Genomic DNA, 23,482 nt, shown 5'->3' on the forward strand with positions numbered 1-23,482 from the left:
AATGCAAGGCGGCGCGGTGCGTTCAGCGGCTCGCAGGCGCGGCGGCAGCGCTCACGGCCGGCGCGTTGTCCAATGCGGTGTCGGCCTCCTCGACCTCCGTCACCTTCACGAACAGTTTCGGCACGCGTTCAGCCCGGCCGAGCAGCCAGGCCGCGCCGACCATGATGACGATGCCGACGGTGGAGACGGCGAGCTGCTCCCAGACGCCCTTGGTGTATTGCGTCAGGATCCAGTGCGCCGAGAACGACAGGAACACGCCGAGGCAGAAGATCGGCAGCGAATGCTGGCCGCAGAGGATGACGGGCCGCAGCCATGTTGAATGCAGCGCCCGCCATTTGCGCGAGAGGAAATGAGTCACCCAGATCGCCAGTGCCAGGAAATGCGTGAAGCGCAGCATGTCGAGATCGGTCTTGTCGATCGGGTAGATCGCCTTGATCATCGATTTCGGGATCAGCGCCTCGAGCGCAGGGACGTGCCAGGTCATCACGATCAGCAGCGCGAAGATCAGCCAGACTGCGGCCAGCCCCATCGCCGCCTTCGACCACACCCATGTCGCGATCTTGTCGATCTGGCCGATGCCGCACCAGGCCGCGAACACGAACATCAGCTGCCAGCAGAACGGATTGAAATACCAGGTCGTACCGGGCGGATAGGACGCGATGTTCCAGTCGAACCAGCGCGACAGCACGTAGAGCACGACGGAGCCGGCGAGCGTCAGGTTCGGTCGGCGCACCAGGCACCACACGATGAAGGGCGAGGCGAGCACCAGCGTGATGTAGAGCGGCAGCACGTCGAGATTGACCGGCTTGTATTTCAGGAGGATCGCCTGCCCGATCAGCTCGTCCGGATGCGCCAGGAAATTGAACACGTTGAACTCGTGCTCGTACATCGGATTGTCGAAGCGACGCACGGTGCGCGCGATCTGCGCCGTGAACAGCAGGAACAGCATGATGTGGGCGACATACAGCTCGGCCGCGCGCCGCCACAGCCGCTTGGCCGCGGCGAGAAACCAGCCGCCCGCGACGATCGGTCCATAGATCCAGCCGACCAGATAGCCGGAGATGAAGACGAAGAACTCGGCGGCGTCGCTGAAGCCGTAGTTGCGCAGCGTCAGCCAGGCCACGACGTCGTGCGGGATGTGATCGAGGAAGATCATCCACAGACCGATGCCGCGGAACAGATCGAGCCGCAGGTCGCGCTCGACCGGCGCCAAAAGTGCTGACTGGTCCCGTGTAATCATGGCCCGCCTCGTTCGGTGGGCGTCGCGCCATCGCGGCGCCGGAGAATCGGATGCTAGAAATTGAAACCAAAAGTCACCTGGCCCTGCGGCTAGTACCAACGGTAGCCGACCTTGCTGCGCGCGCAAGAGACTTTGTCATCGGGCGGAGACGCGGGCATGCCGTCCTCTGCACTGGACGATGACGGAGCCTGCAAAAATGTGAAAAAACAACCCCATGCACAGTAGAAGCGTCGTGCTAAGCCTTTGTATCAATTGCAATATTTAATTGACCCGTCGGGCAGAAAAACCGACACGACAGTACCATCGCACGCCCAACAGATGAGGGTTCAGGTGAGCTCATCGCCTTGGGCAAGCATCTCGCCTAGCATCGCCTCGGCCTTGTGCCGGAGCGGCAGCGCGCCGCTCTCGGAGGCGATCGCGATGGCGGCGCGCAAGGAAGCGAGCATGGCCGCTCTGCTTTCGGTGCTGGACGCCGGCGTCACCACGGCTTCGCCAAACAGGGCCTCCGCCTCAAGGCCCGAAAACCCCTGCTGGCGCGCCGTGTTGCGCGCCTCGCGCAGCATGTTCTGCGCACCCCTGACATCGCCGAGGCGGTAGGTAGCCAGCGCCAGGTAGATCGAGCTGCGCAGCACCGCCGAGGTATAGCCGACCGCCTTCGCCTCCTCGCGCGCCTCGGTCAGCATGCCCCGCGCCCGCTCGAACAGGCCCTGGTCCAGATAGGCCATGCCGAGATGGCAGGCGAGCACCGGCACGAACAGCCGGATGCCGTGCTTCTGCGCGAGGACAAAGCCGCCCTCGAGGATGGAAGCGGCCGCCGCCGGATCGTTCTGCCCCAGCTTCAGCCATCCGCCGCTATAGGCGGCCGCGACGCGGTCGTAGGGGCGGCCGGTCTCCTCGGCGATCGCGGCGGCCTGTTGCTGGAGCTGCTCGGCGACGTCGAGCTCGCCCATCACGGTGTGGGTGAGGCTCTTCATCATGCAACAGAGGAGAAGGGTATATTTCGGGGGCGTGCCGATCGGTGGGCTGGCATCCGGCCCCTGCAACTGGGTACGGACGCGCGCAAACGCCTGCTCGGCCCCCTGATAGCGTCCGGCGAGAAAATAAGCCTGCCCGAGACCGTATTCGGCGGCATTCAGCCAACCCAGATTGCCCCACTCCTTCGCAAGGACGATTACATCCTCGCTTATCGCAACCGCCTCGGCAGGGGTACCGTAGAAGTTTTGAGCGGCAGCAGCGACCGTCATCGCGGCAACTTTGCGCTCGATATCATCGATTGCGCTGGCCCGCCGCTCGGCCTCCTTTCCATGATCCAGCCAGTCGGATACCTGTCCGGATGCCATGAACGCCAAACGCGCCTCTAGCCGGAGGTCGATGGCATTTGCCTCCCGTGAACGGGTGAGATCCGTTCTGTCCAGAGAGTTCATCGCGATCACGAAATAATTGGCGGCATCGGTAAACGCCGAGCGCGCCAAACATTTTTGCGCGGCTTCCCTGCCGTGGCGAAACGCCTTCCGCCAATCCTTCGCCCGCGTCGCGTGATAGCAGAGCGTGTCCGGGCCATCGGCCCATGCCTGGTCGCTCTCAAGGGCGGCAAGTATGCTGGCATGGATGCTTTCGCGCACCTTTTCGACCATCGAATCGTAGGTCACCTGCCTGACCATCTCGTGGCGAAATTCGAGCGAATCCTCCAACTCACTGTCGATCTTGACCAGCAGTTCGGCCCGGTCGAGTGCGGCGAGGCAATCCTGCAGGACGTCTTCCGGCAAGGCTGCCACTTTCCGCAACGTGGCCTGGTTGGCCCGGGATCCAAGCGCCGCGGCGATCTGAAGAAGTGACCTTTCCTGTCGAGACACGCGATCGAGCCGTGCCGCGATCACACCTTGAATGCTGCTGGGGATGCCGAGCTCGTCCACAGGACGCGCAAGGGAAAGGTCACCCCACTGGCCAAGAAGCAGGCCGCTGTCCTTCAGATTGCGGCAGACCTCCTCGATGAACAGCGGAACGTTGGCGGTATGAGAGATGATCCGATTCTTCAGGTCCGCATTCGAGGTGGCGGGGCCAAGCATCTCCGCAAGCATGGCTAGGCCCGAATCGTCGTCGAGAGGCCGCATCGCCACGATCTCCGCGTGACAACTTGAGATCCACACCGGCATTCCGTTGGGCCGCGTTGTCAGCAGCACAAGCAAATCGGGGCTTTGCAGTCCGGAAAGGGTGGCCACAATCGTGTCGCTGGCCCGATCGATCCAGTGCAGATCTTCGATCAGGAGGACCGTGCGCTGGCGACGAGCGATGCTCTCGACGATCGCGCAGCTCGCGTCTGCAATCGCGCGACCGCGCGCGTGAGGCTCCAATTCGTCCCACTGCGGATCGGATATCGGTAAGTCCAGGACCGCGTCGATGGCTCGTTGCTGCACCACCGGCAACGCGTCTCTGGGATCGACCGTTCTGGTCTGGTCCCTCGCAGCTGCATCAAAGACCGACAGCAACAGGCGCTTGAGGGCGCTGTAGGGGGCACCCTGGAGATTCGGGCTGCACTCGGTATCGATCAACCGCCAGCCACCGGCTCGAAGGTCCTGGGCGAACTCATGTGCGAGCCGCGACTTTCCAATGCCGGCGTCGCCCATCAGCAGAACGGTCTGTCGGCTTGTCGCAACCTTCTCCGCAGCGCGCCACAGCAGCGCCCGCTCCGTCGTGCGATCGACGAACCGCGAGACGCTGCGGGCGCGCCGCACTCGCCAGCTCGAAAGATCACTCGCGCCCAGAAGCCGGTAAACCGGAAGCGGCTCATTGAATCCGCGCAACGCCTTGCGACCGAGAAAGTCGAAACGGACGTGCCCTTCCGCAAGCTTCTGACAGGCCTCGGACACGAATATCTGGTTCGCCTCGGCTGCCGATTCCAGCCTCGCAGCGAGGTGCTGCGCGACGCCGCCGATCTCGTAAACCTTGGAAAACTCGCTCGCGACCATGTAGGTGACGACATGACCGGAGTGCAGACCGACCCGAACCTGAAGTCTGGGATCACCAAGGCCGACGACGCGCCGGACCAGTTCGATCGCGGCGTGGCAGGCGAGCGGAGCGTGATTGTCGTCGGCGATCGGTGCACCGAATACAGCGGCCAGCCCGTCCCCCAACTCCTTGCTGACGATGCCGCCGAACTGGCGCACCGCGCCTCGCATGGCTGCAAGTGCTGGCTCAAGCCGCGAGACGGCCTCTTCCGGCTCCAGCTCGGCGACCAAGCCTGTCGAATCGATCACATCGGCGCGGAGAATAGTTACGAACCTGCGCTCGCTCTCAGGATCTTCCCGCCGATGGACCATGGCACCGCATTTCGGACACCGACCATCATCCGAATCGATCGTCGACTGACACGTCAAACAGTGCATCCGAGTGCCTTCAATGTCCCGGGAAGATAGCCGGCCATCCCCGGCGAGCGTTTAGATTACCAGTCGAAGACTTGTTATCAATGAGCCCTAGCAGGCTGTTGAAAAAGGCGCTCGCCGCCGACCGGCGACCGTGATTCATTGGCTCCGACGAGATTCGGAGGTGGTGCGTGCGCGGCGGCGACAATCGAACGGGCGAGCTGTTCAGCTACGTCGACCTGGAGGCGCGGGTGCGTCGTGATCATCCGCTGCGAACGATCCGGACGATGGTGAACGAGGCACTGTCGGCGCTGGAGCGGGAGTTTGCCGCGCTCTATTCGCCGATTGGGCGGCCGTCGATCCCGCCGGAGAAGCTGCTGCGGGCGATGCTGTTGCAGGCGTTTTATTCGATCCGCTCCGAGCGGCTTCTGATGGAGCGGCTGGAATACGACCTGCTGTTCCGCTGGTTCGTCGGAATACTGGAGGGTTCAAATAGGTCCAATACTGGAGGGTTCAAATAGGTCCCGCGTCGCAGATCTCGCCGCAAGTCCAGCGCGGGACCTATTTGAAGCTGGATTGAACGAAGCCGCGTCTTGTGAGCGAGGACCTATGGGGGCTCGATCTAGGCGCCGGTAGGCGCGATTGACCCGATGTCGGGCCCGCGAGCGAGTGTGGCCGCAGATTGCCGCTGATGTTGGCAGCAGAGGATGCCGGCGTCGATAGCGTCGAACGGCGCGTCAAGCCCAAGCGGCTGACTATCGCCCGTTCGCCGCGCGTTCTGAGCGTGCTTGATCGTTCCGACGGAGAACGTCGGCATGGCGATGCCTGCAGTGGGAGCGAACAAGTCGAGGTAGTCGGTCATGATGTATCGCAGCGAGGTGCTGCGCGTCGCGGCGTTTGCGCACGCGGCACAGGCCCAATCTCGACCATGCGGCCTCCGCAGATGGGGCACAAGTCGAGGCGGTGACCAATGAGGATGGCGCAGCGCTCACGATAGTCGACAGCTTCGGCAGGCGGAGGTGGTTGCGGCGCCTTTAGCGCCGCTCGGATGCGCGCGAGTTTGGCGACGCGGCAGGCGTTCGCCAGGAAGCCAAAATGACGGATGCGGCGAAACCCCTTCGGCAATACGTGGAGCAGAAAGCGACGGATGAACTCGTCAGTCTCGAGCGTCATCACTTTGGATTTGTTGCCGGCGCGATAATCCTTCCACCGGAAGCGGACGTGGCCCTGCTCACAGGTGATGAGCCGGCCGTTGGCGATCGCAACGCGATGGGTGTAGCGCCCGAGATACGCCAGAACCTGTTCTGGTCCGCCGAAGGGACGCTTGGCGTAGACGACCCACTTGACCTTGCGGAGGGCGTTTAGATGGCGGGCGAATGCAGCCGCTTCACTCAGGTGGTCGAGGTGGCCGAAGAACTGGAGCTTGGTGCTATCGAACGCCGCCTGGAGGCGCTCCAGGAATAGCCGACGATACAATCGTGACAGGACGCGAACGGGAAGGAAGAAGCCGGAGCGGCAGCCAACCCAGCTTCCATCAGGGGCAATCCCGCCGCCCGGCACGAGGCAATGGGCATGCGGATGATGCGTCAGGGTCTGCCCCCAGGTGTGGAGAATGGCGATCATCCCAGTCTCGGCACCGAGATGCTTCGGGTCGGCGCTGATGAGACGGATCGTCTCGGCCGCCGTCTTGAGCAGGATGTCGTAGACCACCGCCTTGTTCTGCAGCGCGATAGCGGCTACTGGCGCCGGCACGGTGAAGACAACATGGAAATAGGGGACCGGCAGCAGATCGGCTTGGCGATCGGCGAGCCATTGGGCGCGCGCGAGGCCTTGGCACTTTGGACAGTGCCGATCGCGACAGCTGTTGTACGCGACGCGAACCAGGCCGCAGTCGTCGCACCGCTCGACATGGCCGCCGAGCGTCGCTGTGCGGCACGCCTCGATGGCTGCCATCACACGGCGCTGGTCGGATGTGAGCCGAGAGCCCTGCGCGGTACGGAACGCAGCGCCGTGGCGGCGGAAGATGTCCGCCACCTCAAGCACGGGGCGCATATGCGCGGCTTAGTGGGGTGGGATCACCGTGATGGAGAGCCCATCGAATGGGCTGGTCGTGCGAGCGAGCAGATTGGTCGCAACCTGCGCGTAGCGGGCGGTCGATCCGAGGTCGGCATGTCCGAGCAAGACCTGAATGATGCGGATGTCGATCCCGCTTTCCAGGAGATGAGTCGCAAAGGAGTGCCGGAGCGTGTGGACAGTGATCGGCTTGGCAATCCGAGCGCGTCGGCGGGCGGCGCGGCAGGCCGCCTGGACGCAGCGGACGCTGACATGTTCGCTTGGGTCTTGGCCTGGAAATAGCCACAGCCCCGGCCGTGTTCGCGTCCAGTACGCACGCAGAATATCCAGCAGCCGAGGAGAAAGCATCGCGTAACGATCTCTGCCGCCCTTGCCGTTCTCGATGTGGATCAACATTCGCTTGCTGTCGATCGAGCTCACCTTCAGGCGTACGACCTCGCTAACCCGTAAGCCAGCCGCATAAGCCGTCGCCAGCACGACGCGGTTGCGCACCCCTGTAACCGCGTCCAGAAAGCGCTCGATCTCTTCGGCACTAAGCACGAGGGGGAGCTTGTCGGGCTTCTGGCCGCCGATGATCCGCTCGAATGCCTCCGTCTGCCCGAGTGTGATGCCGTAGAAGAACCGCAGCGCGCAGGCCACCTGATTGATGTGGGACCACGAACGCTTTTGGCCGATGAGGTGCAGTTGGTAGGCACGGACCTGCTCGAAACTCAACCGGTCCGGGGCGTCGCCGAAATGGCGGCTAAACTTTGCGATCGCATAGATATAGGATTGCTGAGTCGACGGCGACAGATTGCGGACCGTCATGTCCTCGATCATACGCTGCCGAAGAGGGCTCATCGTAGCCATCTGGGTCTCCTGTCTTGAGAGGGGTGGTGCGAAGACCAACATCCTCTCAGACAGGACACCTCAGTACAGCAGGCTTGCCTCCACTCCCGCGTAGCGGGTTCGTTCAATCGGCGTTGACGACGCCGCCTGGGACCATTCGGTGTTCTCGAAGAACCGCGACCGGCTGCTGGAAGGCGACATCGCGGCCAAGTTCCTGGCGGCGGTGCTGGCACAGCTCAAGGTGAAGAAGCTTCTATCGAGCGATCACTTCTCGGTTGATGGCACGCTGATCGAGGCCTGGGCCTCGATGAAGAGCGTCAAGCCCAAGGACGGCTCGGACGAGCCGCCGGCGCAAGGCGGGCGCAATGCCGATGCGGACTTCCATGGCCAGAAACGCTCGAACGACACCCATACGTCGACCACCGATCCGGACGCCAGGCTCTACCGCAAGGGCAAAGGCAAGGAGACGAAACTGTGCTTCATCGGGCACGGGCTGATGGAGAACCGCCACGGCCTGCTGGTCGACGCCTGCCTGACGCAGGCCGACGGGCATGCCGAGCGGGTGGCCGCGCTGCACATGATCGAACCTCGTGCCGACCGGCCGACAGCGATCACGCTTGGCGCCGACAAAGCCTACGATGCAGAAGACTTCGTCAACGAACTGCGCTCGATGAACGTGACGCCGCATGTTGCACAGAACACCAGCGGCCGTAGTTCTGCGATTGACGGACGAACGACCCGGCACGGCGGCTATGCCGTCAGTCAGCGCATCCGCAAACGGATCGAGGAGGCCTTCGGCTGGATCAAGACGGTCGCCGGGCAAGAGAAGACCCGCTTCCGTGGCCGTGATCGCGTCGCATGGGCCTTTACCTTCGCTGCCACCGCCTACAATCTGGTGCGGCTGCCCAAGCTGATCGCGGAGACCGGCTGATGGCCAAGGTGCCCGGCTTCGCCAAGGCCTTTGTCGGCCGCTGGCGCATCGTCGAAATGGACAACTGGGACAGCGACTTCCTCGATCTTGTCGAAGAGGCGCATCTCACCTTCCAGGGCAAATCCAATGGCGAAATCGCCTTTGGGGCTCTCAAGGGCTTCCTGAACGTGCGCTACGGCACCCGCGACGGATCGGCCTGCGCGGAGTTCTCATGGGAAGGGCACGACGAGAATGATCCCGTCTGCGGTCGCGGATGGGTCATGATCGGCACTGCAGGCAGGCTCGTCGGCCAGTTCTACATCCACAATGGCGAGGAGTCAGGCTTCGTTTGCGAACGCGGCTGAGTTCTTCAACAGCCTGCTAGGGCATTGCGACTCGGCTGCCTTGCTGGACGAAGCACAGCCCCCGATGGTACTTTGCCAGAGTCGATCAGTAATGAAGCAAGAGTTTTTGCTGCGCCAGGGCACCGCTGGAGCGGCGAGTATTGCAGCATCACATAATTTTCGCGGGGCAGCGACGTCATAAACGGGAATGGGGCGATGGGCACTAGAACCTACAACGACAAGCCGTTCAAAGATTTGATGAATGACAATTATTTCCCTCTGGAAAACATGCAGAGGAGCGTGGACCTTCTCAAGGCCTCGCCGGACATCCACCTGCCGACCCTTGAGTACGGCCAGTACCATTTGATCCTGACGCCGGCCGGCAGATGGCCGGAGGGGAGCGCAGCGTATTGGCACAAGGAGAAAGGCCGGGCCCGCGTCGATCTCAGTACCCAGCCGAACTGCACGCCGCTGTCCAACGACGAGCCCGGCGTCATCCCTCTGACCCGATGCGATCTGCTCGATGCCAGCGTCCGGAAATGCTTCAATTCCGAGCCGCCGATCCCGATGAAGACCGACATCATCACCCACGCGGCCAGCGACGCCTATGCCCACCGACACGAGATTCGGCTGGAGTGGGAATACGGCAATGGCGAGGACAAGGCTCCGACGCTGCTCTATCTGACGATGGTCTGTCCGTACAGATCGTGATCTTCAGAAGCGTTCTTAGTTCAAGAACCCATTGCCGCCCCCGCGCGACAGGCGCGGGCGCGACTTGTTGCGACCGATGCCATCCGCCTAGAGGCTGCCGTCCGTCGCTCTGCCTCTTCGAACTCATCCCCCGCGAGAACCGCGTTGTCAGCCTCGTGTAAGTCGAGAGCTGTCGCCGCGACCGCGTCGCGCCTGTCCCACCTGCCGCCATGGGACTGTCGCACGAAGATGATCTGTTGCTCCTCATTGTGCGCGCGAATCGCTTCCTCAGAAGTCGATGGTCGCGCGCGGTGACAGGAGCGGCCGATGCCCGTTGGACTGCTGGAGGTCGAAGGCACGATCGATGTCGGCCAGTTCTGGCCGGAAGGGCGGTCGGACGCCGACACCACCAAGGTGGTGGTGATCATCGCGCCGGACGCGATCCGCTTCCGCAAGAACGACTCTTCGCCATTCCAGCCGACCCATGTCTTCGAGGGCGCCAAGGTCAAGGGCCGGACCGCAACGGCGCCGATCAGGAACGGCAAGCTCACCGTCCGCCTGCAGGGCATCGACGCGCCGGAGCTGCACTATCAGCCGTCGCCACTCTCGACCGCCGAGAAGAAGGGGCTGACGGAGGCCAAGAAGCAGGCCTATCACGAGGTCACCCATTCCTACCGGCAATTCCTCGGCGCCACCGCGAGCAAGGCGCTGCATGATTTCCTTGGCAGTGCCGGCGAAGCTACGCTCCCCTGCCGGGTGTTCACCCATGTCGATGCGCCGAACGAGGTATTCGACACCTATGGAAGGCTGGTCGGCGACATCGAGGTGACGGTCGGAGGCGAGACAATCGACATCAACCACTGGCTGGTCGAACAGGGCTTTGCCTATCCGACATTCTACTCCTCGATGAACGAGGAGGAGATCAAGGCTTTCCTCGCGCTCGCCAAGACCGCGCGAACCAAGAAGCTGCTGGTCTGGAAGCATCTCGCCAAGACGATTGGCGCCTTCGACTTCGACCTGCGCGAGCCCAGGGCTGGCGAGACCGCCGTGCTCGCGACCGACAAGGGCCCGGTGATCCCGCCAAAACTCTATCGCCGCTACACCAACTGGTCGGCGCGCAAGAAGGCGAAGGTGACGAGCCGGACCTTCCAGAAGTTTTTGAGCGAAGGCTCCGGCGGCAAGCCCGACACCTGCTACGAGATCGACGACTTCCTGGCCAACGGCGTGCACTCGGCAACGCCACGGAATTTTGCGGAGTTCGTCGAGGGCGGGAAGACGATCAAGTTTCAGCCGGAGGGGCTGGTGTTTGGGGAGGCACCGTCGACGTTGGTGGGGGCGGATGGGAAGGTGGTTACGAAATTCTGAGGCGCAGGAGCCACCAAACAGAAGTGGCCCGCTTCACGCGGCGTCTTGCGAAGACGTCGGCACGTCGTGCCCCCTGACGACAAGTACAACAGATCCGACCCTCGATTAGAATTTGTCAAAACTAGAATCGCTCCAACCAAAAATCGGGAAGAAAGCGCATAGAGAGTAAGCTGTTCTTACTGCTCACTTACTTATTCTTCCCGAAGCCTTGCGAAATGACGCCGAGCATCCCGCGAGTGAAGGCGCTGGACGAGTTTAGATCGATTCCGAGCTGAGGCGTATTGTCACACCTTCGTGTGTCACTGTAGGCCGAGTCCCACAGGCTTTTCTTTGAAGGGGACGACAGTGAAGCGTTTGGTGGGACCGATATGCGCGGCAGCTGTGATGCTGACCGCTTTTCAGGCGCGTGCAGGGGAATCACCGTTCGGCTGGATCTACACCGCCGATGTGCATCCGCAGGGCACGTTTGAATACGAACACAAATCGTTCATGCAGGCCGGGCAGTCGCAGGGGCAGTATTTTTTCATGCAGAACAAGGAGGAGATCGAATACGGCCTCACCAACCAGCTGCAGATTTCCGGCTATTTCAACTGGAGTTATGCCAACGCCTTCCGCAACGGCTTCGACGGGACTACGGGCGGACCGGGCGTGACTCAGTTTCTCGATGCTTCCTTCGACCCGTACTCGCGTTACGAGAAGACGCGCTTCGATTCGGTTTCCTTCGAGGCGATCTACCAGGTTCTCAATCCCGTGACCGATCCGATCGGGCTTGCGCTCTACATCGAGCCGGAGATCGGGCCGAAAGAAAAGGAGCTGGAATGGCGGGTGATCTTGCAGAAGAACTTCCTGGACGATCGCCTTATTGCCGCGATCAATATCATGGGCAAGCATGAGCGCGAGGTCTACGCCGACGGCTCGATCGAAAGAGCTTCGCCGATCGACGTGACCTTCGGCATGTCCTATCTGGTGATGCCGAACTGGATGATCGGCTTCGAGACTCGCATCCACAACGAGTTCACCGGCTACTGGTTCAACAATCCCGAACATTCCGCGTTCTTTGCCGGACCCGTCATCCACTACGGCCAGAAGGAATTCTGGTGGACGCTGGCCTGGCGGCACCAACTGCCGATGGTGATCACCTACAACGAGGACCAGGCATCGGTGGTGAAGCACGGACGCATCTACGGCGACGAGCACGCGCGCGATGAGGTGATGTTCCGCCTCGGCGTGCCGTTCGCTGTGAAATGACGTTTCGAGGCAGGCAGTATGAAGTGGACACCACTCCTCACCGCGCCGGCAGCGATCGTTCTGATCGCGCCGGCTGGCGCCACCGTGTATATGAGTGAACAGCAGGCGATGCAGGCGATCTTTCCCGGCGCATCGTTCTCCCCCGGCGGCAGGGCGGGAGTTTTCCGCGCCTCCTCGGGCGGGATCGTCGTGATCGACCGCGTGCTCGGCAAGCACGAATACATTAAATATGCCGTCGGCATTACCGCCGGCGGCACGGTCAAGCATATCGAAATCCTCGAATACAACGAATCCTATGGCTACGAGGTTCGCGAGGCCTCGTGGCGCTCGCAATTCATAGGCAAGAGCGCGAGCTCGCCGCTGCAGCTCAATATCGATATCAAGAACATCAGCGGCGCGACCTTGTCGTGCAAGCACATTACCGATGGCGTGAGACGTGTTGTCGGGCAGTACCAGAGTCTGAGGGGGCAGTAGCCATGAGGCGCGCACGACCGCTGCTGGGCACGATCGTGGAGATCGAGGTCGACGGCATCGCGCAAGCCGACGCTGAACGAGCGATTGCCCGCGCCTTCGAGGCGGTATTGCTGGTTCAGCGTCTGATGAGCTTCCACGATGCAGGTAGCGACATCGGACGCATCAACCGCACGGCGTTCCGAAAGCCCGTGACAGTCCATCCCTGGACGGCGCGGGTTCTGCGTCACGCGGCAGCGTTTCATGCAGCAAGCAACGGCCTGTTCGACTGCGCGGTCGGCTTCGAGCTGATGCGCCGCGAGTTGCTGCCGTCCAACGACCTCGACCATGTCTGTAAGGGCGACTTCAGCGCAGTCCGCCTGTCGGAAGATCGGTCCGTGCGTCTGGCGGCAGCGGTGGCGATCGACCTTGGCGGAATCGCCAAGGGCTACGCGGTGGATCGCGCCGTCGCCTCGCTTCGCGCTGCGGGCGTCCGATGCGCGACCGTCAACGCCGGCGGCGATCTGCGCGTCATGGGCGAGATCGACCAGCCGATCCATGTGCACGTTCCAGGCCGGGGCTTGCTGCAGGCCGGACTTTTGCGCAACGGCGCCATCGCGACCTCCTCCTCCTTCGCCACTGTCGGCCGGAACGGAGCGCTGGAATCGCCGGACTCCACAACCGACAGACGAGCCTATTCGGTCGTCGCACCAAGCTGCATCGTCGCGGACGCTTTGACAAAGATTCTGGTCCAGAGCGGCGAGCCGCAGCATCCCTGCTTCGGTCGCTTCGGCGCGACGGCTTTCATCAGCGGCGGTGATCTCCAGTCGATGGCGGCCTGATCCATGCGCCTCGGCTTTGTTCAAAAGAGCGCTGTCTGGACCGCAACCGCGGTGGTCGCGCTGACCGGCGCCGCCTGGTTCGTTCTGCACGACCTCATCGACGCCGAGCCCGGTGAATCCGAACGATTGCTATTGATGCTCCACGGCATCTCGGCCTATGCAGTTTTGATCGCAATCGGCTCGCTGCTGCCGTTGCACGTGCGGTCGGGCTGGCACCGGCGCCGCAAGCGATGGACCGGCGGCACCACGCTGGCCATGCTTGCCTTGCTCGCCATGACAGGTCTCGTGCTCTATTACGGGGGCGAACAAACGCGGGAGCCGGCCCGGTGGATCCACATCGCCATCGGGATTGCATGCATGGCGTTGTTTCCTATCCATGCACTCCTTGCGGCAACGGCCAGGCGCAGCGCGGACAGCGCGATATCATCTCGGGATGGCGCGGCGGAGAGCGAGAGTCGCGTCGCATCCGCAACCACTGGCCGACGCACCGAAGCGCTTTCGCAGTGAATTCCATTCGATTTGGAACCCAGAACCCTGTCTCTTTCCCGTCAAACTTGGTTCAGCATTCATTCAAGCGCGAATGCCTATTTTTCCCGGAATAGGTTCCTCGTATCGCCTCTTAGAATTGGGAGAGTTGTCATGAAACTGAAGAGTGCACTTCTGGCCACTGCATTTTCCTTTACAGCACTTTCCACAGTACCGGCGCTTGCCCATGACGAGTGGTACAATGGACACCGCGCATTTCATGACGAGCTAGGCGAAGCCCATGAACGGGCCCACGAGGAAGGGTTTGAGAGCCGTGCCGAGCATCGCGCCTATCACCGCGCCCTCCGTGACTTGCACGGGGGCTATCATGAGGATCGCGGCGACTACAGCTATTATCGGCCACGCTACAATTATTACTATCCCAATTACCGCAGTTGGGGATGGTAGCCACGTAGCTTCGAGGCGAGGAGAATGAAATATGCGCGCTAGACTTTTAGCCATCAGCGCGGGCATCGGCCTCGCCCTTGCTGCGACCGAAGCAATGGCTCATCCTAAGCTCACATCCTCTGCTCCACCGTCGGATGGCATAGAGCGCGCCGCGCCCACGACCAAGGAAATCCGCCTGAACTTCTCGGAAGGAGTTATTGCCAAATTTTCAGGCCTGGAGTTGCGGGACGAGAGTGGCAAGTCGATTGCTACAGGTACCCCGGCGGTCGACCTGAAGGACAAGAAGCAGCTTGTGGTGCCTCTCGATGCGCCATTGCCGGCGGGTAAGTACCGGGTGATATGGCACGCGGTCTCTGAGGACACCCATCGCGTCAAGGGCGAATACACCTTCACTATCGGCAACTAGTCGTGGAGCTATGGCTCGTCCTCGTCCGCTTCGTGCATTACGCGACGTCCCTCGTCCTATTTGGCTTAGTGCTGTTTCCTTTCTACGCCTATCCGCGAGCGGCAAGTCGCGACGGGGGCACCAGCGGGCTGGCAATCTCGCTGTCGGTTTCACTTCTCATCCTTGCCAGCGGCATTTTGTGGTTCATCGGCGTGACGATCAGCATGACTGGAGGGGGCGCGAATTGGGAAACGGCCCGGTTCGTGCTGACGGATACGTCCTTTGGAGCCGTCGCATTCCTGCGTCTCGGAGCGGCGATTGCGGCGATAGGTACTACCCTTACATTGCTCGTGAGAGGTCCGTCGAAGAAGCTTGAGCTGCTCCTCCTCGCAATATGCGCAATTCTGCTGGGCAGTTTGGCGGGCGTCGGGCACACGCAAATCGAAGATAGCGAAGCTAGAGCAGTGCACACCCTGTCGGACTCTCTCCATCTTGTTGGAGCAGGTGCATGGCTTGGCGGACTCGTTGGTTTGCTTGACCTCGTGGTCGCGTCCTTTCGCGGTAACAAAGAAGCCGAGCGCGATGCTTGCGAAGCTGCGTTGCGTTTTTCGGTTATGGGCTATGCCGCCGTCGCTATCTTGGTCGTATCCGGTCTAATCAACTCCTGGTTCCTTGTGGGCTCGTTCACGAACCTGATCACGACAACGTACGGCCAATTGCTTCTGCTAAAGCTTCTACTCTTTTCCGCCATGGTTGCGTTTGCCGGTTTCAATCGCTTCTTCGTCGTCCCCACCCTGCTGGAGTCAAGTACAGCGGACACGAAACGCGGCCTTCGCAAACTCCTGATCAACGCGGTTGCGGAACAGAGCCTTGGTCTAGCTATCATCCTGATCGTTAGCTTTCTGGGCGTCACTGAACCTGCTGCCACCTCATAGCCCTTCACGCACCGACGGCGTATGGCAGGCCCCCGATTCCGAGCGCGAAAGACAATGCACATTTGCTGCAGCACAAGAGTTGATCCCATTGTGAGGGCGCCGCCTTCCGCGATGCATCGGCATCTCGCTCGACCGACTCTTAAATCGATCGTGCGCGGCGGGCTTAGCCATCGTTTTCAAGGAACGGTTTGCCGGCCAAAGTCTGAATTACAGTGAGAGTGCACTTAATTGAGCCTGAGATCGAGATCGCCGCGAAGCCTCACCAAACCGGCCGAGTTCGGCACGGGCTCGTCGCCGCGCTGCTGAACGACCTGAGCGGGAGGTACTGGCCGTTGATGGCGATCGTCCCCAAAACAAAAACGGCCCGCTTCAAGCGGGCCATTTTCATATCGGATCCGGTCAATCCGAATTTGGTTGCGGGGAGGCGCAACCACCGATACCGACACTCGGTTCAAGTCGCGATTTGATCCCTGTGTCGCGAACGCAAGTGATTCGGTCGCATTTGTTCACGCTCGTTCGGCTCAATTCGTTGCGGTTTCCTAGACGAGAACGAGGTCCTTTAGCAGGCTGCGGAAAAAGTATCGCGGATCGGCTGTGATTGTGATTCCCTTGTCCTGTTGAATCGGGGCGGAGGGTAGCTGATGCGCGGGCAAGATGAGGCGTCAGAGTGCCTGTTTTCGTATGTGAGCTGCTCGGCGCAGGTTCCCAAAGATCACCCCTGCGGAGCATTAGCAGGATGGTGAACAAAGAAGCTCGTTTGAATTCCGGACCCGTTTGATTCCAATGCTGACATCTGCAGCAGGAAAGATCTACGCAGCGTGCCTCCCTTCGCCGCAAACAACGCCGCCTCATTCAAAAGGAATGGAACGGCGTGTTCGGTAGCAAGCCCGAAATCGAGAAGTTTAGAGAGGACGCCAAGCGCGAGCTAAAGCGCAAAAGTTATACCACCATAATCCGCTCGGATCTGGTCGGATACGTATCGATCGCTGCGCCTGTCACCGATTGGAACGACGACGTTCGCTTTACGCTGAGTCTGGCTGGGACGCGCGCGACCATGAATCTGGAGCCGACGAGTGATCAGGTGAAAGCGCTACTGGATAGTGCTGATCGAGCGACGCAAGCCATAGGCGGCTGCACCGGTCGTGCAAAATCGCAGATTTGGTGGCGAGGGCCCGCTACATTGCTAGACCCACTATTTCGGAAGCCCTATTTTCCTACCGGAGGGCACATCAGCGGCGCGTTGGTAGATGAACGCGACACCGAACCATCGGCGACTCGGTGATTGTTTGGCCGACATCCTGCGCGACGGAGGCTCATCATGGATGAGAACCGCTACCGCGGCACGCTCGGCCGCTCCATCGCAAAGATGTCGCCTAGGGTAGCGTAGTCCATGTACCCAGGCGACTGATTGGCTGCGCAAGTCGCATGTCGACGCGACCATCGACGATCACGTCGTCGCCGATGTAGATAAGCTACTTCTCTAGATCCAATCTGCCTAGAATTTCTCCGATCGTAGAGGCGGCGGCATTTTCGTAACTGGAATTCGAGCGACATGCTGGATTCTATCACTGAAGCGGGAACCTGCGGGCGGAACGTGTCAATCGACGATGTCGACACGGCGCATCCGAACGAGGCTGCGGTTTGGCCCTGAGGGTCTGCTCTAAACTCGATGCAGACATAATAGCAGCATAGCCGCCGCTAATTGGCCGCTGGGGGCGGGTCACCCAGCCAGCGCATGAAATCGCCGACGTGCTGCCCCCAAAGATCCGGCCGAGTCATAGTGAAATGGCCGGGCGATGAGTCCGTCCCAGGCTCAACAACAAAGCGGCCCTGTTCGAGCTTCGGAACCGTGGTCTGGAGAACCTGTAGGCGATCAGGGTTGAACTCATCGTCGGAGAAATTGAGCGCGAAAAGCTTCGTCTTGATCTTGGCAAGGCCCGGTTGCGGATCGTAGCTGAAGGACGACTTAAGCGAATAGAGGATATCGTTTGCGTCTACGTGCTCAGCGCTCAGGCGGTTGCCATCGAGGAATTTCGTCGCCGACTCGCTATTGGGCAACTCATGCTGGAGAGCGGAAACGCTGTCGATCATCATCCGAAGGATATTGTAACCGACGACCCAGCCGCGCGGTGTAGTCGTATAGTCTCCGCTCTTCCAATCGGGATCAGAACGAACAGCATCAATCACCATCCGCCGCCATAGCAGGTTGCGCCCGGAGACCGGTATCGGCAGAGACACCACCGGCATCACGCCATCCATCATGCCGGGATAGGCCTCCGCCCACTGCCACGCATTCATACCGCCCATCGATATGCCGAGAATGGCGTGGAGATGCTTGATGCCGAGGGTCTCCGTGACAAGCCTGTGCTGGAGATCGACGATATCGCCGTAGCCGTAGTTGGGGAATTTGGCTTTCAGGCCGTCGCTCGGCTTGCTGGATTGCCCGTGGCCTACGCTATCAGGAAAAATCAAGTAGTAGCGGCTGGCGTCGAGCGGCCGCCCCGGATCAAACAACGCCCGAGTGAAAGTCGGACTTAAAAGAACGCGACTATCTGCGCCGGTCCAGTGCAGCACCAGCACGGCATTGTCGATGTCGCCTTGAGAGTTCCGATGTGGCTTGCCGAGGGTCGCATAGTGGATCTTCACGCGGTCCAACTTTTCTCCGTCTCTGAAGGTATAATTTTCAAAGTGAGCATCCGACTGACCGGCCGCCGCATTCGCCTGTTGCTCCCTAGGGGACGGAACCGCAGGCGACGCAGACTGGGCAAATGTCGAGCCCGACGACAACGTCCCGGACACCAAGAAACCGAGAACAGCAGTTGCAACAACACGTGTTGGCTTCATAAGAATCTTTCTATTGCGGGCTATGCGCAGTACTTTGGATTACGATCATAATACTAATTGTGCGCTACTTTCGTAGCTGCTCCCAGATATTTGATCTTCGCTCAAGCTCGGATAGTGTTGTAGATCCTCCATTTTTCGATGATCTGGCGAGCCTCATTGAGATTGGCAAACAGGTGCTCGTTGAGACACTTGTCGCGCAGGCCGTTGAAGCTTTCGACAATAGTATTCTGGCTCCGACAAAAATCTCTTTTCGCCTCATCGACAGCAATACCTTAGGCGCAGTTTCGCGGCGTAGCGCGAGCGGCTCGGGATCGGGCTGTCGTCGACGATGTGCGCGAAGAGCGACTTCGCTCTACGGATTGACACTAAGGAAAAAGCTAAATCCGAAGGCCGGCTCGTCATCGATGCTCTGATTAAGCTGGCGCAGGCGCGCCGCGAGGAGCGCAATGCCGCGGCCCACTGAGCGATATTGGCAAACAGCGGGGGTCGTGAATTTGAAGCAGTTTCTGCGGCCGCGAAGCCCCCTTTAAAGACCCCATCAACCGGCAATTTTAACCAATTTGAGCCGTTCCCGCCGCTCCCGGACCAAAAGCACCATCAGCGAGGCGATGACGCCGAGGCCGCCGACCCAGCCAAGATCAGCGGTAGCCAGTGTCGTCAGCACAATGCCTCCCAGCGCACCGCCGAAGGCAAAGCCCAGATACATGAAGGAGGCGTTGAGAGAGAGGGCGATCGTCGCCGCCTGTGGCACACTCCGCATGATGCTCGCGATCTGGGCGGGATAGAAGCACCATCCGGAGATGCCCCAGAGGAAGATCGGCAGCAGCACGAGATAGCGTGCGTGATCGGAGCCGGCAACGAGCTTCAGCGTGACCGAGAAAAGCATCAGGGCGATCGCGCCACTGGCGAGGCCGAGAATGGAGGTAGGGGCCGTGCCGAGTCGGTCGGCCAGATGTCCGCCCAGCATGTTGCCGATCGCGGCGGCCGAGCCGAACACGAGCAAAGCGAGGCTGATCTCGCTTGGGCTGAAGCCGATCGCCCGCAGCGGGACGGCGAGATAGGTGAAGACGCTGATGCCGCCGGTGGCCCAGAGCGTCGTGGTGACGAGCGCATAGAGCACGTCCGGCTGCCTCGCGACAGCGAGGCGTTCGCGGAAGGTCGCGGTGCCCGCGGGCAGGCCGCGCGGCAGCCGCAGCAACAGGCCGGTGAGCGCGATGGCGCCGAGTGCGGCGACCAGGATGAAGGTGGCGCGCCAGGCGATCTGATTGCCGATCCAGGTGCCTATCGGAACCCCGAGCACGGTCGCAACCGTCAGGCCAGAGGTCACCAGCGCCACTGCGCGGCCACGCCGTTCCGGCGGCGCAATCGCGACCGCCACCCCGAGTGCGGTCGGTGTGCAAAGACCCGCGCCCAACGCCATCAGGATGCGGGACGCCATCAAGACCGGGAAGCCGGGCGCGGCGACCGCCAGCAGGTTGCCGAGGATGAAGCAGGACAGGGCGAGCGTCAGCACCGTCTTGCGGTCGATATTGTTGAAGGTCACTGCCAGGATGGGGGAGCCGATGGCGTAGGCCAGCGCGTAAGCCGTGACCAGTTGGCCAGCGGCCGGGGCCGAAATCTGCAGATCGGCCGAGATTGCTGGAAGCAGTCCAGCGATCACAAATGCTTCGGTCCCGATCGCGAAGGCCGCCAGGGCCAGCCAGAACACCACGGTCATGTCGTCCTCCAAAGCCCAAATCAGATTAGAAGCGGGTTCAATGATTGTTGAACTATCGAGATCGCTGCCTAAAAAGGAACAGCCGCTCGGCCACCTTGAGGATACGATCCCGGGTATCGCCTTCGATATGTTCTGCAATCAGTGTCATCTGTCAGGACCCGTCAATCAGCGTTGCTTCTCAGCAAGCGGAATTGCGTGCTGGTCATCGTTCCCAAGCTGCGGCGCCGCCGGCTGCTCGGGAGTGCCGGCCTCGTCCAGGCTCTTCCTGAACCAGAGTGCATAGAGGCCCGGCAGGTACAACAGCGTCAGGAAGGTCGCGACGAACAAGCCGCCCATGATGGTGATCGCCATCGGGCCCCAGAAGGCCGAGCGCGACAGCGGGATCATGGCGAGGATTGCGGCGAGCGCAGTCAGCACCACCGGGCGGGCGCGGCGGACGGTGGCCTCCACGATGGCTTCGCGCCGGGTCAGGCCGTGCGAGACGTCGGTCTCGATCTGGTCGACCAGGATGACCGTGTTGCGCATGATCATGCCGGCAAGGGCGATCAGGCCGAGGAGCGCCACGAAGCCGAAGGGCGCGTTGGCGACGTTGAGCCCGAGGGAAGCGCCCACGATGCCGAGCGGGGCGGTCAGGAACACCAGGATCAGGCGCGAGAAGTTCTGAAGCTGGATCATCAGCAGCGTCAACATCACCATGACCATCAACGGGAAGAGGATGAAGATCGAGGCGTTGCCCTTGGCGGATTCCTCGAACGCGCCGCCCGGTTCGATGCGGTAGGCAGGCTCGAGATTGTCCTGGATAGGCTTCAGCTTGGGCGCGATCTGGCTGGTGACATCTGGCGCCTGCACGCCGTCGATGACGTCGGAGCGAACCGTGATCGCCATGTCGCGATTGCGCCGCCACAGGATCGGCTCCTCGTGCGAATACTCGATCTTGGCGATCTGCTGGAGCGGCACGGCGACGCCGTTCTTCGAGGTGATGGTGAGGTCGCCGACATGGGCGAGATCGAGCCGCTCGGAGGGAATTGCGCGGGCAACCACGCCGACCTTCTCGATGCCGTCACGGACCGTCGTCACCTGCGCGCCGGAGATCAGCATCGACAGCGCCTGCGAGACGTCCTGCGGGGTCAGGCCCATGGCGCGGGCGCGGTCCTGGTCGACGACGAGCTTGAGGTAGGGCGACTGCTCGTTCCAGTCGAGCTGGACGTCCTTGACGTTCTTGTTCTCGCGCATGACGTCGCGAACCTGATAGGCGATCTCGCGCACCTTGTTGGCGTCGGGGCCGATCACGCGGAACTGCACGGGGAAACCGACCGGCGGACCGAAATTGAAGCGGTCGACGCGCACGCGCGCCTCGTTGAGCGCGCCACCCGCAACGGCACTCTCGATCTTCGCCTTGATGCGCTCGCGCGCCTCGACGCCCTTGGCGACGATCACGATCTCGGCGAACGCCTCGTTCGGCAGCTGCGGGTTGAGGCCGAGCCAGAAGCGCGGCGAACCCTGCCCGACATAGGCCGTGTAAGTCGAGATGTCCTGGTCGCCCTTCAACAGCTTCTCCGCCTCCTTCACCGATCTCTCGGTGACGTTGAAGGCGGTGCCTTCCGGCAGGCGCAGCTGCAGGAACAGCTCGGGCCGCTCCGACAGCGGGAAGAACTGCTGCTGGACATGGCCGAAACTAACGATCGCTGCCGCGAAAACACCGACTGTCGCGACCACCACGGTGATGCGATGGTTGACGCACCACTGCACGATGGCGCGCAAGCCCTTGTACATGCGGGTCTCATAGACCGCGTGCGGATCGTGGTTGGCGTTTACCTTGATGTTCGGCAGCAGCTTGACGCCGATATAGGGCGTGAAGATCACCGCGACGAACCAGGAGGCGATTAACGCGATCGCCACGATCCAGAAGATGCCGCCGGCATATTCGCCGACCGCCGAATTGGCAAAGCCGATGGGAAGGAAGCCAGCGGCCGTGACCAGCGTTCCCGTGAGCATCGGAAACGCAGTCGATTCCCAGGCAAAGGACGCCGCACGCATGCGGTCCCAGCCCTGCTCCATCTTCACCACCATCATCTCGACCGCGATGATGGCGTCGTCGACGAGCAGGCCGAGCGCGATGATCAGCGCGCCGAGTGTGATGCGGTGCAGGTCGAGCGACATCGTGTTCATGACGATGAAGACGATGCCGAGCACCAGGGGCACGGACAGCGCGACCACGATGCCGGTGCGCCAACCCAGCGCCAGGAACGAGACGAACAGCACGATGACGAGTGCTTCCATGAAGGAATGCACGAACTCGCCGACCGCGTGCTCGACCACCTTGGGCTGATCGGCAATCAGCGAGACGTCGACGCCCTGCGGGACGGCCTTCATGAATTCGGCGGTCGCCTTCTCGACGTCCTTGCCGAGCTCGAGGATGTTGGCGCCCTTGGCGGTGACGAGGCCGATGCCGATCGCGGCCTTGCCTTCCTGGCGGACGACGAAGCTCGGGGGATCGACATAGCCGTGGGTGACGGTGGCGATGTCCCCTAAGCGGAACACGCGACCGTTGCTCTCGACGGGGGTTTCGGCGACGGCCTTGGCGCCGTCGAGCGCACCGGTGACGCGCAGCGGCACACGCTGCGACGAGGTCTCGACCGTACCGGCCGGCGTCACGTTGTTCTGCTTGGCGAGCGAATCGAACAGCGCCTGCGGGGTGATGCCGAGTGTGGCGAGCTTCGCATGCGAAAACTCGACGTAGATGCGCTCATCCTGGTTGCCGTACATGTCGACCTTGGTCACACCAGGCACTTTGAGAAGACGCTGACGGAATCCTTCCGCGACCTTCTTGAGCTCGGCGTAATCGGCGCCGTCGCCGGTCATCATATAGAGGATGGAATCGACGTCGGAGAACTCGTCATTGACGACGGGTCCCAGGATCCCCGAGGGCAACTGGCCCTGTACGTCGATCACCTTCTTACGCAGGAGATAAAAGAGATAGGGCACGTCCTTCGACGGCGTATCGTCGCGGAAGGTGACCTGGAGCGCGGCGAAGCCGGGCTTGGAGTAGGTCTGCACCTTCTCGAAATAGGGCAGCTCCTGGAGCTTCTTCTCGATGGGATCGGCGACCTGCTCCTGCATCTCCTGTGCGGTCGCGCCCGGCCACAGCACGGAGACGTTGACCACCTTCACCGTGAAGAACGGATCCTCGGCGCGACCGAGCTTCTGATAGGAGAAGAAGCCGGCGACGCCGAGCACGAGCATCAGGAAGAGAACCAGCGTCGGATGGCTGACGGCCCAGGCCGAAAGGTTGAAGCGCTTCATTGCTCTCTCCGAAAGA

19 protein-coding genes and 3 pseudogenes are annotated in these 23,482 nt (G+C 61.5%); 13 read left to right on the plus strand and 9 right to left on the minus strand.

Features of this window, described 5'->3' with window-relative positions; all coding sequences use genetic code 11:
* Positions 1 to 22 precede the first annotated feature (22 nt).
* Together ACR9YP_RS01205 and ACR9YP_RS01210 are read right to left on the minus strand one after the other, a co-directional pair.
* The gene (locus ACR9YP_RS01205; protein WP_370987908.1) at positions 23 to 1,240 is read right to left on the minus strand and encodes an OpgC domain-containing protein; all 1,218 of its coding nucleotides are present in this window, start codon (positions 1,238 to 1,240) and stop codon (positions 23 to 25) included.
* Between the two features lie 326 nt (positions 1,241 to 1,566).
* On the minus strand, positions 1,567 to 4,623 hold the full coding sequence (locus ACR9YP_RS01210; protein ID WP_474218826.1) for an ATP-binding protein: 3,057 nt from the start codon (positions 4,621 to 4,623) through the stop codon (positions 1,567 to 1,569).
* A 167-nt stretch (positions 4,624 to 4,790) separates the two neighbouring features.
* Here ACR9YP_RS01210 and ACR9YP_RS01215 point away from each other — a divergent pair.
* Positions 4,791 to 5,078: pseudogene (locus tag ACR9YP_RS01215) on the plus strand (transposase); the annotation flags it as partial.
* A gap of 143 nt (positions 5,079 to 5,221) precedes the next feature.
* On the opposite strand, the gene ACR9YP_RS01220 reads toward ACR9YP_RS01215, so the two are convergent.
* Genes ACR9YP_RS01220 through ACR9YP_RS01230 form a run of 3 tightly spaced genes read right to left on the minus strand, consistent with a single transcriptional unit; the run spans position 5,222 to position 7,521 of the window.
* On the minus strand, positions 5,222 to 5,461 hold the full coding sequence (locus tag ACR9YP_RS01220) for a hypothetical protein (RefSeq protein ID WP_474218827.1): 240 nt from the start codon (positions 5,459 to 5,461) through the stop codon (positions 5,222 to 5,224).
* Positions 5,458 to 6,651, minus strand: a complete 1,194-nt coding sequence (locus ACR9YP_RS01225; protein WP_474218828.1) for an IS91 family transposase — start codon at positions 6,649 to 6,651, stop codon at positions 5,458 to 5,460. Before ACR9YP_RS01225 ends, ACR9YP_RS01220 begins: the two co-directional genes overlap by 4 nt.
* Before the next feature lie 9 nt (positions 6,652 to 6,660).
* Entirely contained in the window at positions 6,661 to 7,521 is an 861-nt protein-coding gene (locus ACR9YP_RS01230; RefSeq protein ID WP_249757261.1) for a tyrosine-type recombinase/integrase, read from the minus strand.
* Between the two features lie 106 nt (positions 7,522 to 7,627).
* Between ACR9YP_RS01230 and ACR9YP_RS01235 the strand changes: the two are divergent.
* From ACR9YP_RS01235 to ACR9YP_RS01290, 12 genes and pseudogenes are all read left to right on the plus strand, one after another.
* A pseudogene (locus ACR9YP_RS01235) lies at positions 7,628 to 8,431 on the plus strand (IS5 family transposase); the annotation flags it as partial.
* Positions 8,431 to 8,775, plus strand: coding sequence for a hypothetical protein (locus ACR9YP_RS01240; protein WP_474217814.1), 345 nt, complete (start codon positions 8,431 to 8,433; stop codon positions 8,773 to 8,775). The pseudogene ACR9YP_RS01235 and the gene ACR9YP_RS01240, both read left to right, overlap by 1 nt.
* Before the next feature lie 195 nt (positions 8,776 to 8,970).
* Positions 8,971 to 9,465 (plus strand): hypothetical protein, encoded by a 495-nt coding sequence (locus ACR9YP_RS01245; RefSeq protein ID WP_474218829.1) that lies wholly within the window; start codon positions 8,971 to 8,973, stop codon positions 9,463 to 9,465.
* 306 nt (positions 9,466 to 9,771) lie between these two features.
* Positions 9,772 to 10,413: pseudogene (locus tag ACR9YP_RS01250) on the plus strand (thermonuclease family protein); the annotation flags it as partial.
* Positions 10,414 to 11,193: 780 nt separating this feature from the next.
* Positions 11,194 to 12,057 (plus strand): DUF6662 family protein, encoded by an 864-nt coding sequence (locus tag ACR9YP_RS01255; protein ID WP_370987905.1) that lies wholly within the window; start codon positions 11,194 to 11,196, stop codon positions 12,055 to 12,057.
* Between the two features lie 18 nt (positions 12,058 to 12,075).
* Positions 12,076 to 12,531: an FMN-binding protein gene (locus ACR9YP_RS01260; protein WP_370987904.1), complete on the plus strand. Its 456-nt coding sequence runs from the start codon at positions 12,076 to 12,078 to the stop codon at positions 12,529 to 12,531.
* Positions 12,532 to 12,533: 2 nt separating this feature from the next.
* Entirely contained in the window at positions 12,534 to 13,349 is an 816-nt protein-coding gene (locus ACR9YP_RS01265) for an FAD:protein FMN transferase (protein WP_438104508.1), read from the plus strand.
* Positions 13,350 to 13,400: 51 nt separating this feature from the next.
* Positions 13,401 to 13,856, plus strand: a complete 456-nt coding sequence (locus ACR9YP_RS01270) for a cytochrome b/b6 domain-containing protein (protein WP_438104506.1) — start codon at positions 13,401 to 13,403, stop codon at positions 13,854 to 13,856.
* A 132-nt stretch (positions 13,857 to 13,988) separates the two neighbouring features.
* Positions 13,989 to 14,282: a hypothetical protein gene (locus ACR9YP_RS01275; protein WP_370987901.1), complete on the plus strand. Its 294-nt coding sequence runs from the start codon at positions 13,989 to 13,991 to the stop codon at positions 14,280 to 14,282.
* A 31-nt stretch (positions 14,283 to 14,313) separates the two neighbouring features.
* Positions 14,314 to 14,688, plus strand: a complete 375-nt coding sequence (copC, locus tag ACR9YP_RS01280; RefSeq protein WP_128936731.1) for a copper homeostasis periplasmic binding protein CopC — start codon at positions 14,314 to 14,316, stop codon at positions 14,686 to 14,688.
* Between the two features lie 2 nt (positions 14,689 to 14,690).
* Positions 14,691 to 15,602 (plus strand): copper homeostasis membrane protein CopD, encoded by a 912-nt coding sequence (gene copD / locus ACR9YP_RS01285; protein ID WP_438104503.1) that lies wholly within the window; start codon positions 14,691 to 14,693, stop codon positions 15,600 to 15,602.
* An 871-nt stretch (positions 15,603 to 16,473) separates the two neighbouring features.
* Positions 16,474 to 16,884 (plus strand): hypothetical protein, encoded by a 411-nt coding sequence (locus tag ACR9YP_RS01290; RefSeq protein WP_474218830.1) that lies wholly within the window; start codon positions 16,474 to 16,476, stop codon positions 16,882 to 16,884.
* Between the two features lie 416 nt (positions 16,885 to 17,300).
* Here ACR9YP_RS01290 and ACR9YP_RS01295 read toward each other — a convergent pair whose 3' ends face one another.
* The 4 genes from ACR9YP_RS01295 to ACR9YP_RS01310 all read right to left on the minus strand — a co-directional run bounded on the left by ACR9YP_RS01295 (position 17,301) and on the right by ACR9YP_RS01310 (position 23,466).
* Positions 17,301 to 18,401, minus strand: coding sequence for an alpha/beta fold hydrolase (locus ACR9YP_RS01295; RefSeq protein WP_474220984.1), 1,101 nt, complete (start codon positions 18,399 to 18,401; stop codon positions 17,301 to 17,303).
* Between the two features lie 146 nt (positions 18,402 to 18,547).
* A complete protein-coding gene (locus ACR9YP_RS01300; RefSeq protein WP_474220986.1) occupies positions 18,548 to 18,715 on the minus strand; it encodes an integrase core domain-containing protein in 168 nt (55 codons plus the stop codon).
* 269 nt (positions 18,716 to 18,984) lie between these two features.
* Complete coding sequence (locus ACR9YP_RS01305; protein ID WP_474218831.1) at positions 18,985 to 20,163, minus strand: MFS transporter; 1,179 nt, start codon at positions 20,161 to 20,163, stop codon at positions 18,985 to 18,987.
* A gap of 165 nt (positions 20,164 to 20,328) precedes the next feature.
* The gene (locus tag ACR9YP_RS01310; RefSeq protein WP_474218832.1) at positions 20,329 to 23,466 is read right to left on the minus strand and encodes an efflux RND transporter permease subunit; all 3,138 of its coding nucleotides are present in this window, start codon (positions 23,464 to 23,466) and stop codon (positions 20,329 to 20,331) included.
* Positions 23,467 to 23,482 lie beyond the last annotated feature (16 nt).

It is taken from the genome of Bradyrhizobium sp. BR14999, assembly GCF_056106085.1.

Excerpts from the sequence above, each read along its gene's own strand:
- ACR9YP_RS01255 (WP_370987905.1), top strand. The coding sequence starts at position 11,194 with ATGCTGACCGCTTTTCAGGCGCGTGCAGGGGAATCACCGTTCGGCTGG.
- ACR9YP_RS01220 (WP_474218827.1), bottom strand. The coding sequence starts at position 5,461 with ATGACCGACTACCTCGACTTGTTCGCTCCCACTGCAGGCATCGCCATG.
- ACR9YP_RS01310 (WP_474218832.1), bottom strand. The coding sequence starts at position 23,466 with ATGAAGCGCTTCAACCTTTCGGCCTGGGCCGTCAGCCATCCGACGCTG.
- ACR9YP_RS01260 (WP_370987904.1), top strand. The coding sequence starts at position 12,076 with ATGAAGTGGACACCACTCCTCACCGCGCCGGCAGCGATCGTTCTGATC.
- ACR9YP_RS01225 (WP_474218828.1), bottom strand. The coding sequence starts at position 6,651 with ATGCGCCCCGTGCTTGAGGTGGCGGACATCTTCCGCCGCCACGGCGCT.
- ACR9YP_RS01240 (WP_474217814.1), top strand. The coding sequence starts at position 8,431 with ATGGCCAAGGTGCCCGGCTTCGCCAAGGCCTTTGTCGGCCGCTGGCGC.
- ACR9YP_RS01265 (WP_438104508.1), top strand. The coding sequence starts at position 12,534 with ATGAGGCGCGCACGACCGCTGCTGGGCACGATCGTGGAGATCGAGGTC.
- ACR9YP_RS01230 (WP_249757261.1), bottom strand. The coding sequence starts at position 7,521 with ATGGCTACGATGAGCCCTCTTCGGCAGCGTATGATCGAGGACATGACG.
- ACR9YP_RS01205 (WP_370987908.1), bottom strand. The coding sequence starts at position 1,240 with ATGATTACACGGGACCAGTCAGCACTTTTGGCGCCGGTCGAGCGCGAC.
- ACR9YP_RS01305 (WP_474218831.1), bottom strand. The coding sequence starts at position 20,163 with ATGACCGTGGTGTTCTGGCTGGCCCTGGCGGCCTTCGCGATCGGGACC.
- copC (WP_128936731.1), top strand. The coding sequence starts at position 14,314 with ATGCGCGCTAGACTTTTAGCCATCAGCGCGGGCATCGGCCTCGCCCTT.
- ACR9YP_RS01210 (WP_474218826.1), bottom strand. The coding sequence starts at position 4,623 with ATGCACTGTTTGACGTGTCAGTCGACGATCGATTCGGATGATGGTCGG.
- ACR9YP_RS01245 (WP_474218829.1), top strand. The coding sequence starts at position 8,971 with ATGGGCACTAGAACCTACAACGACAAGCCGTTCAAAGATTTGATGAAT.
- ACR9YP_RS01275 (WP_370987901.1), top strand. The coding sequence starts at position 13,989 with ATGAAACTGAAGAGTGCACTTCTGGCCACTGCATTTTCCTTTACAGCA.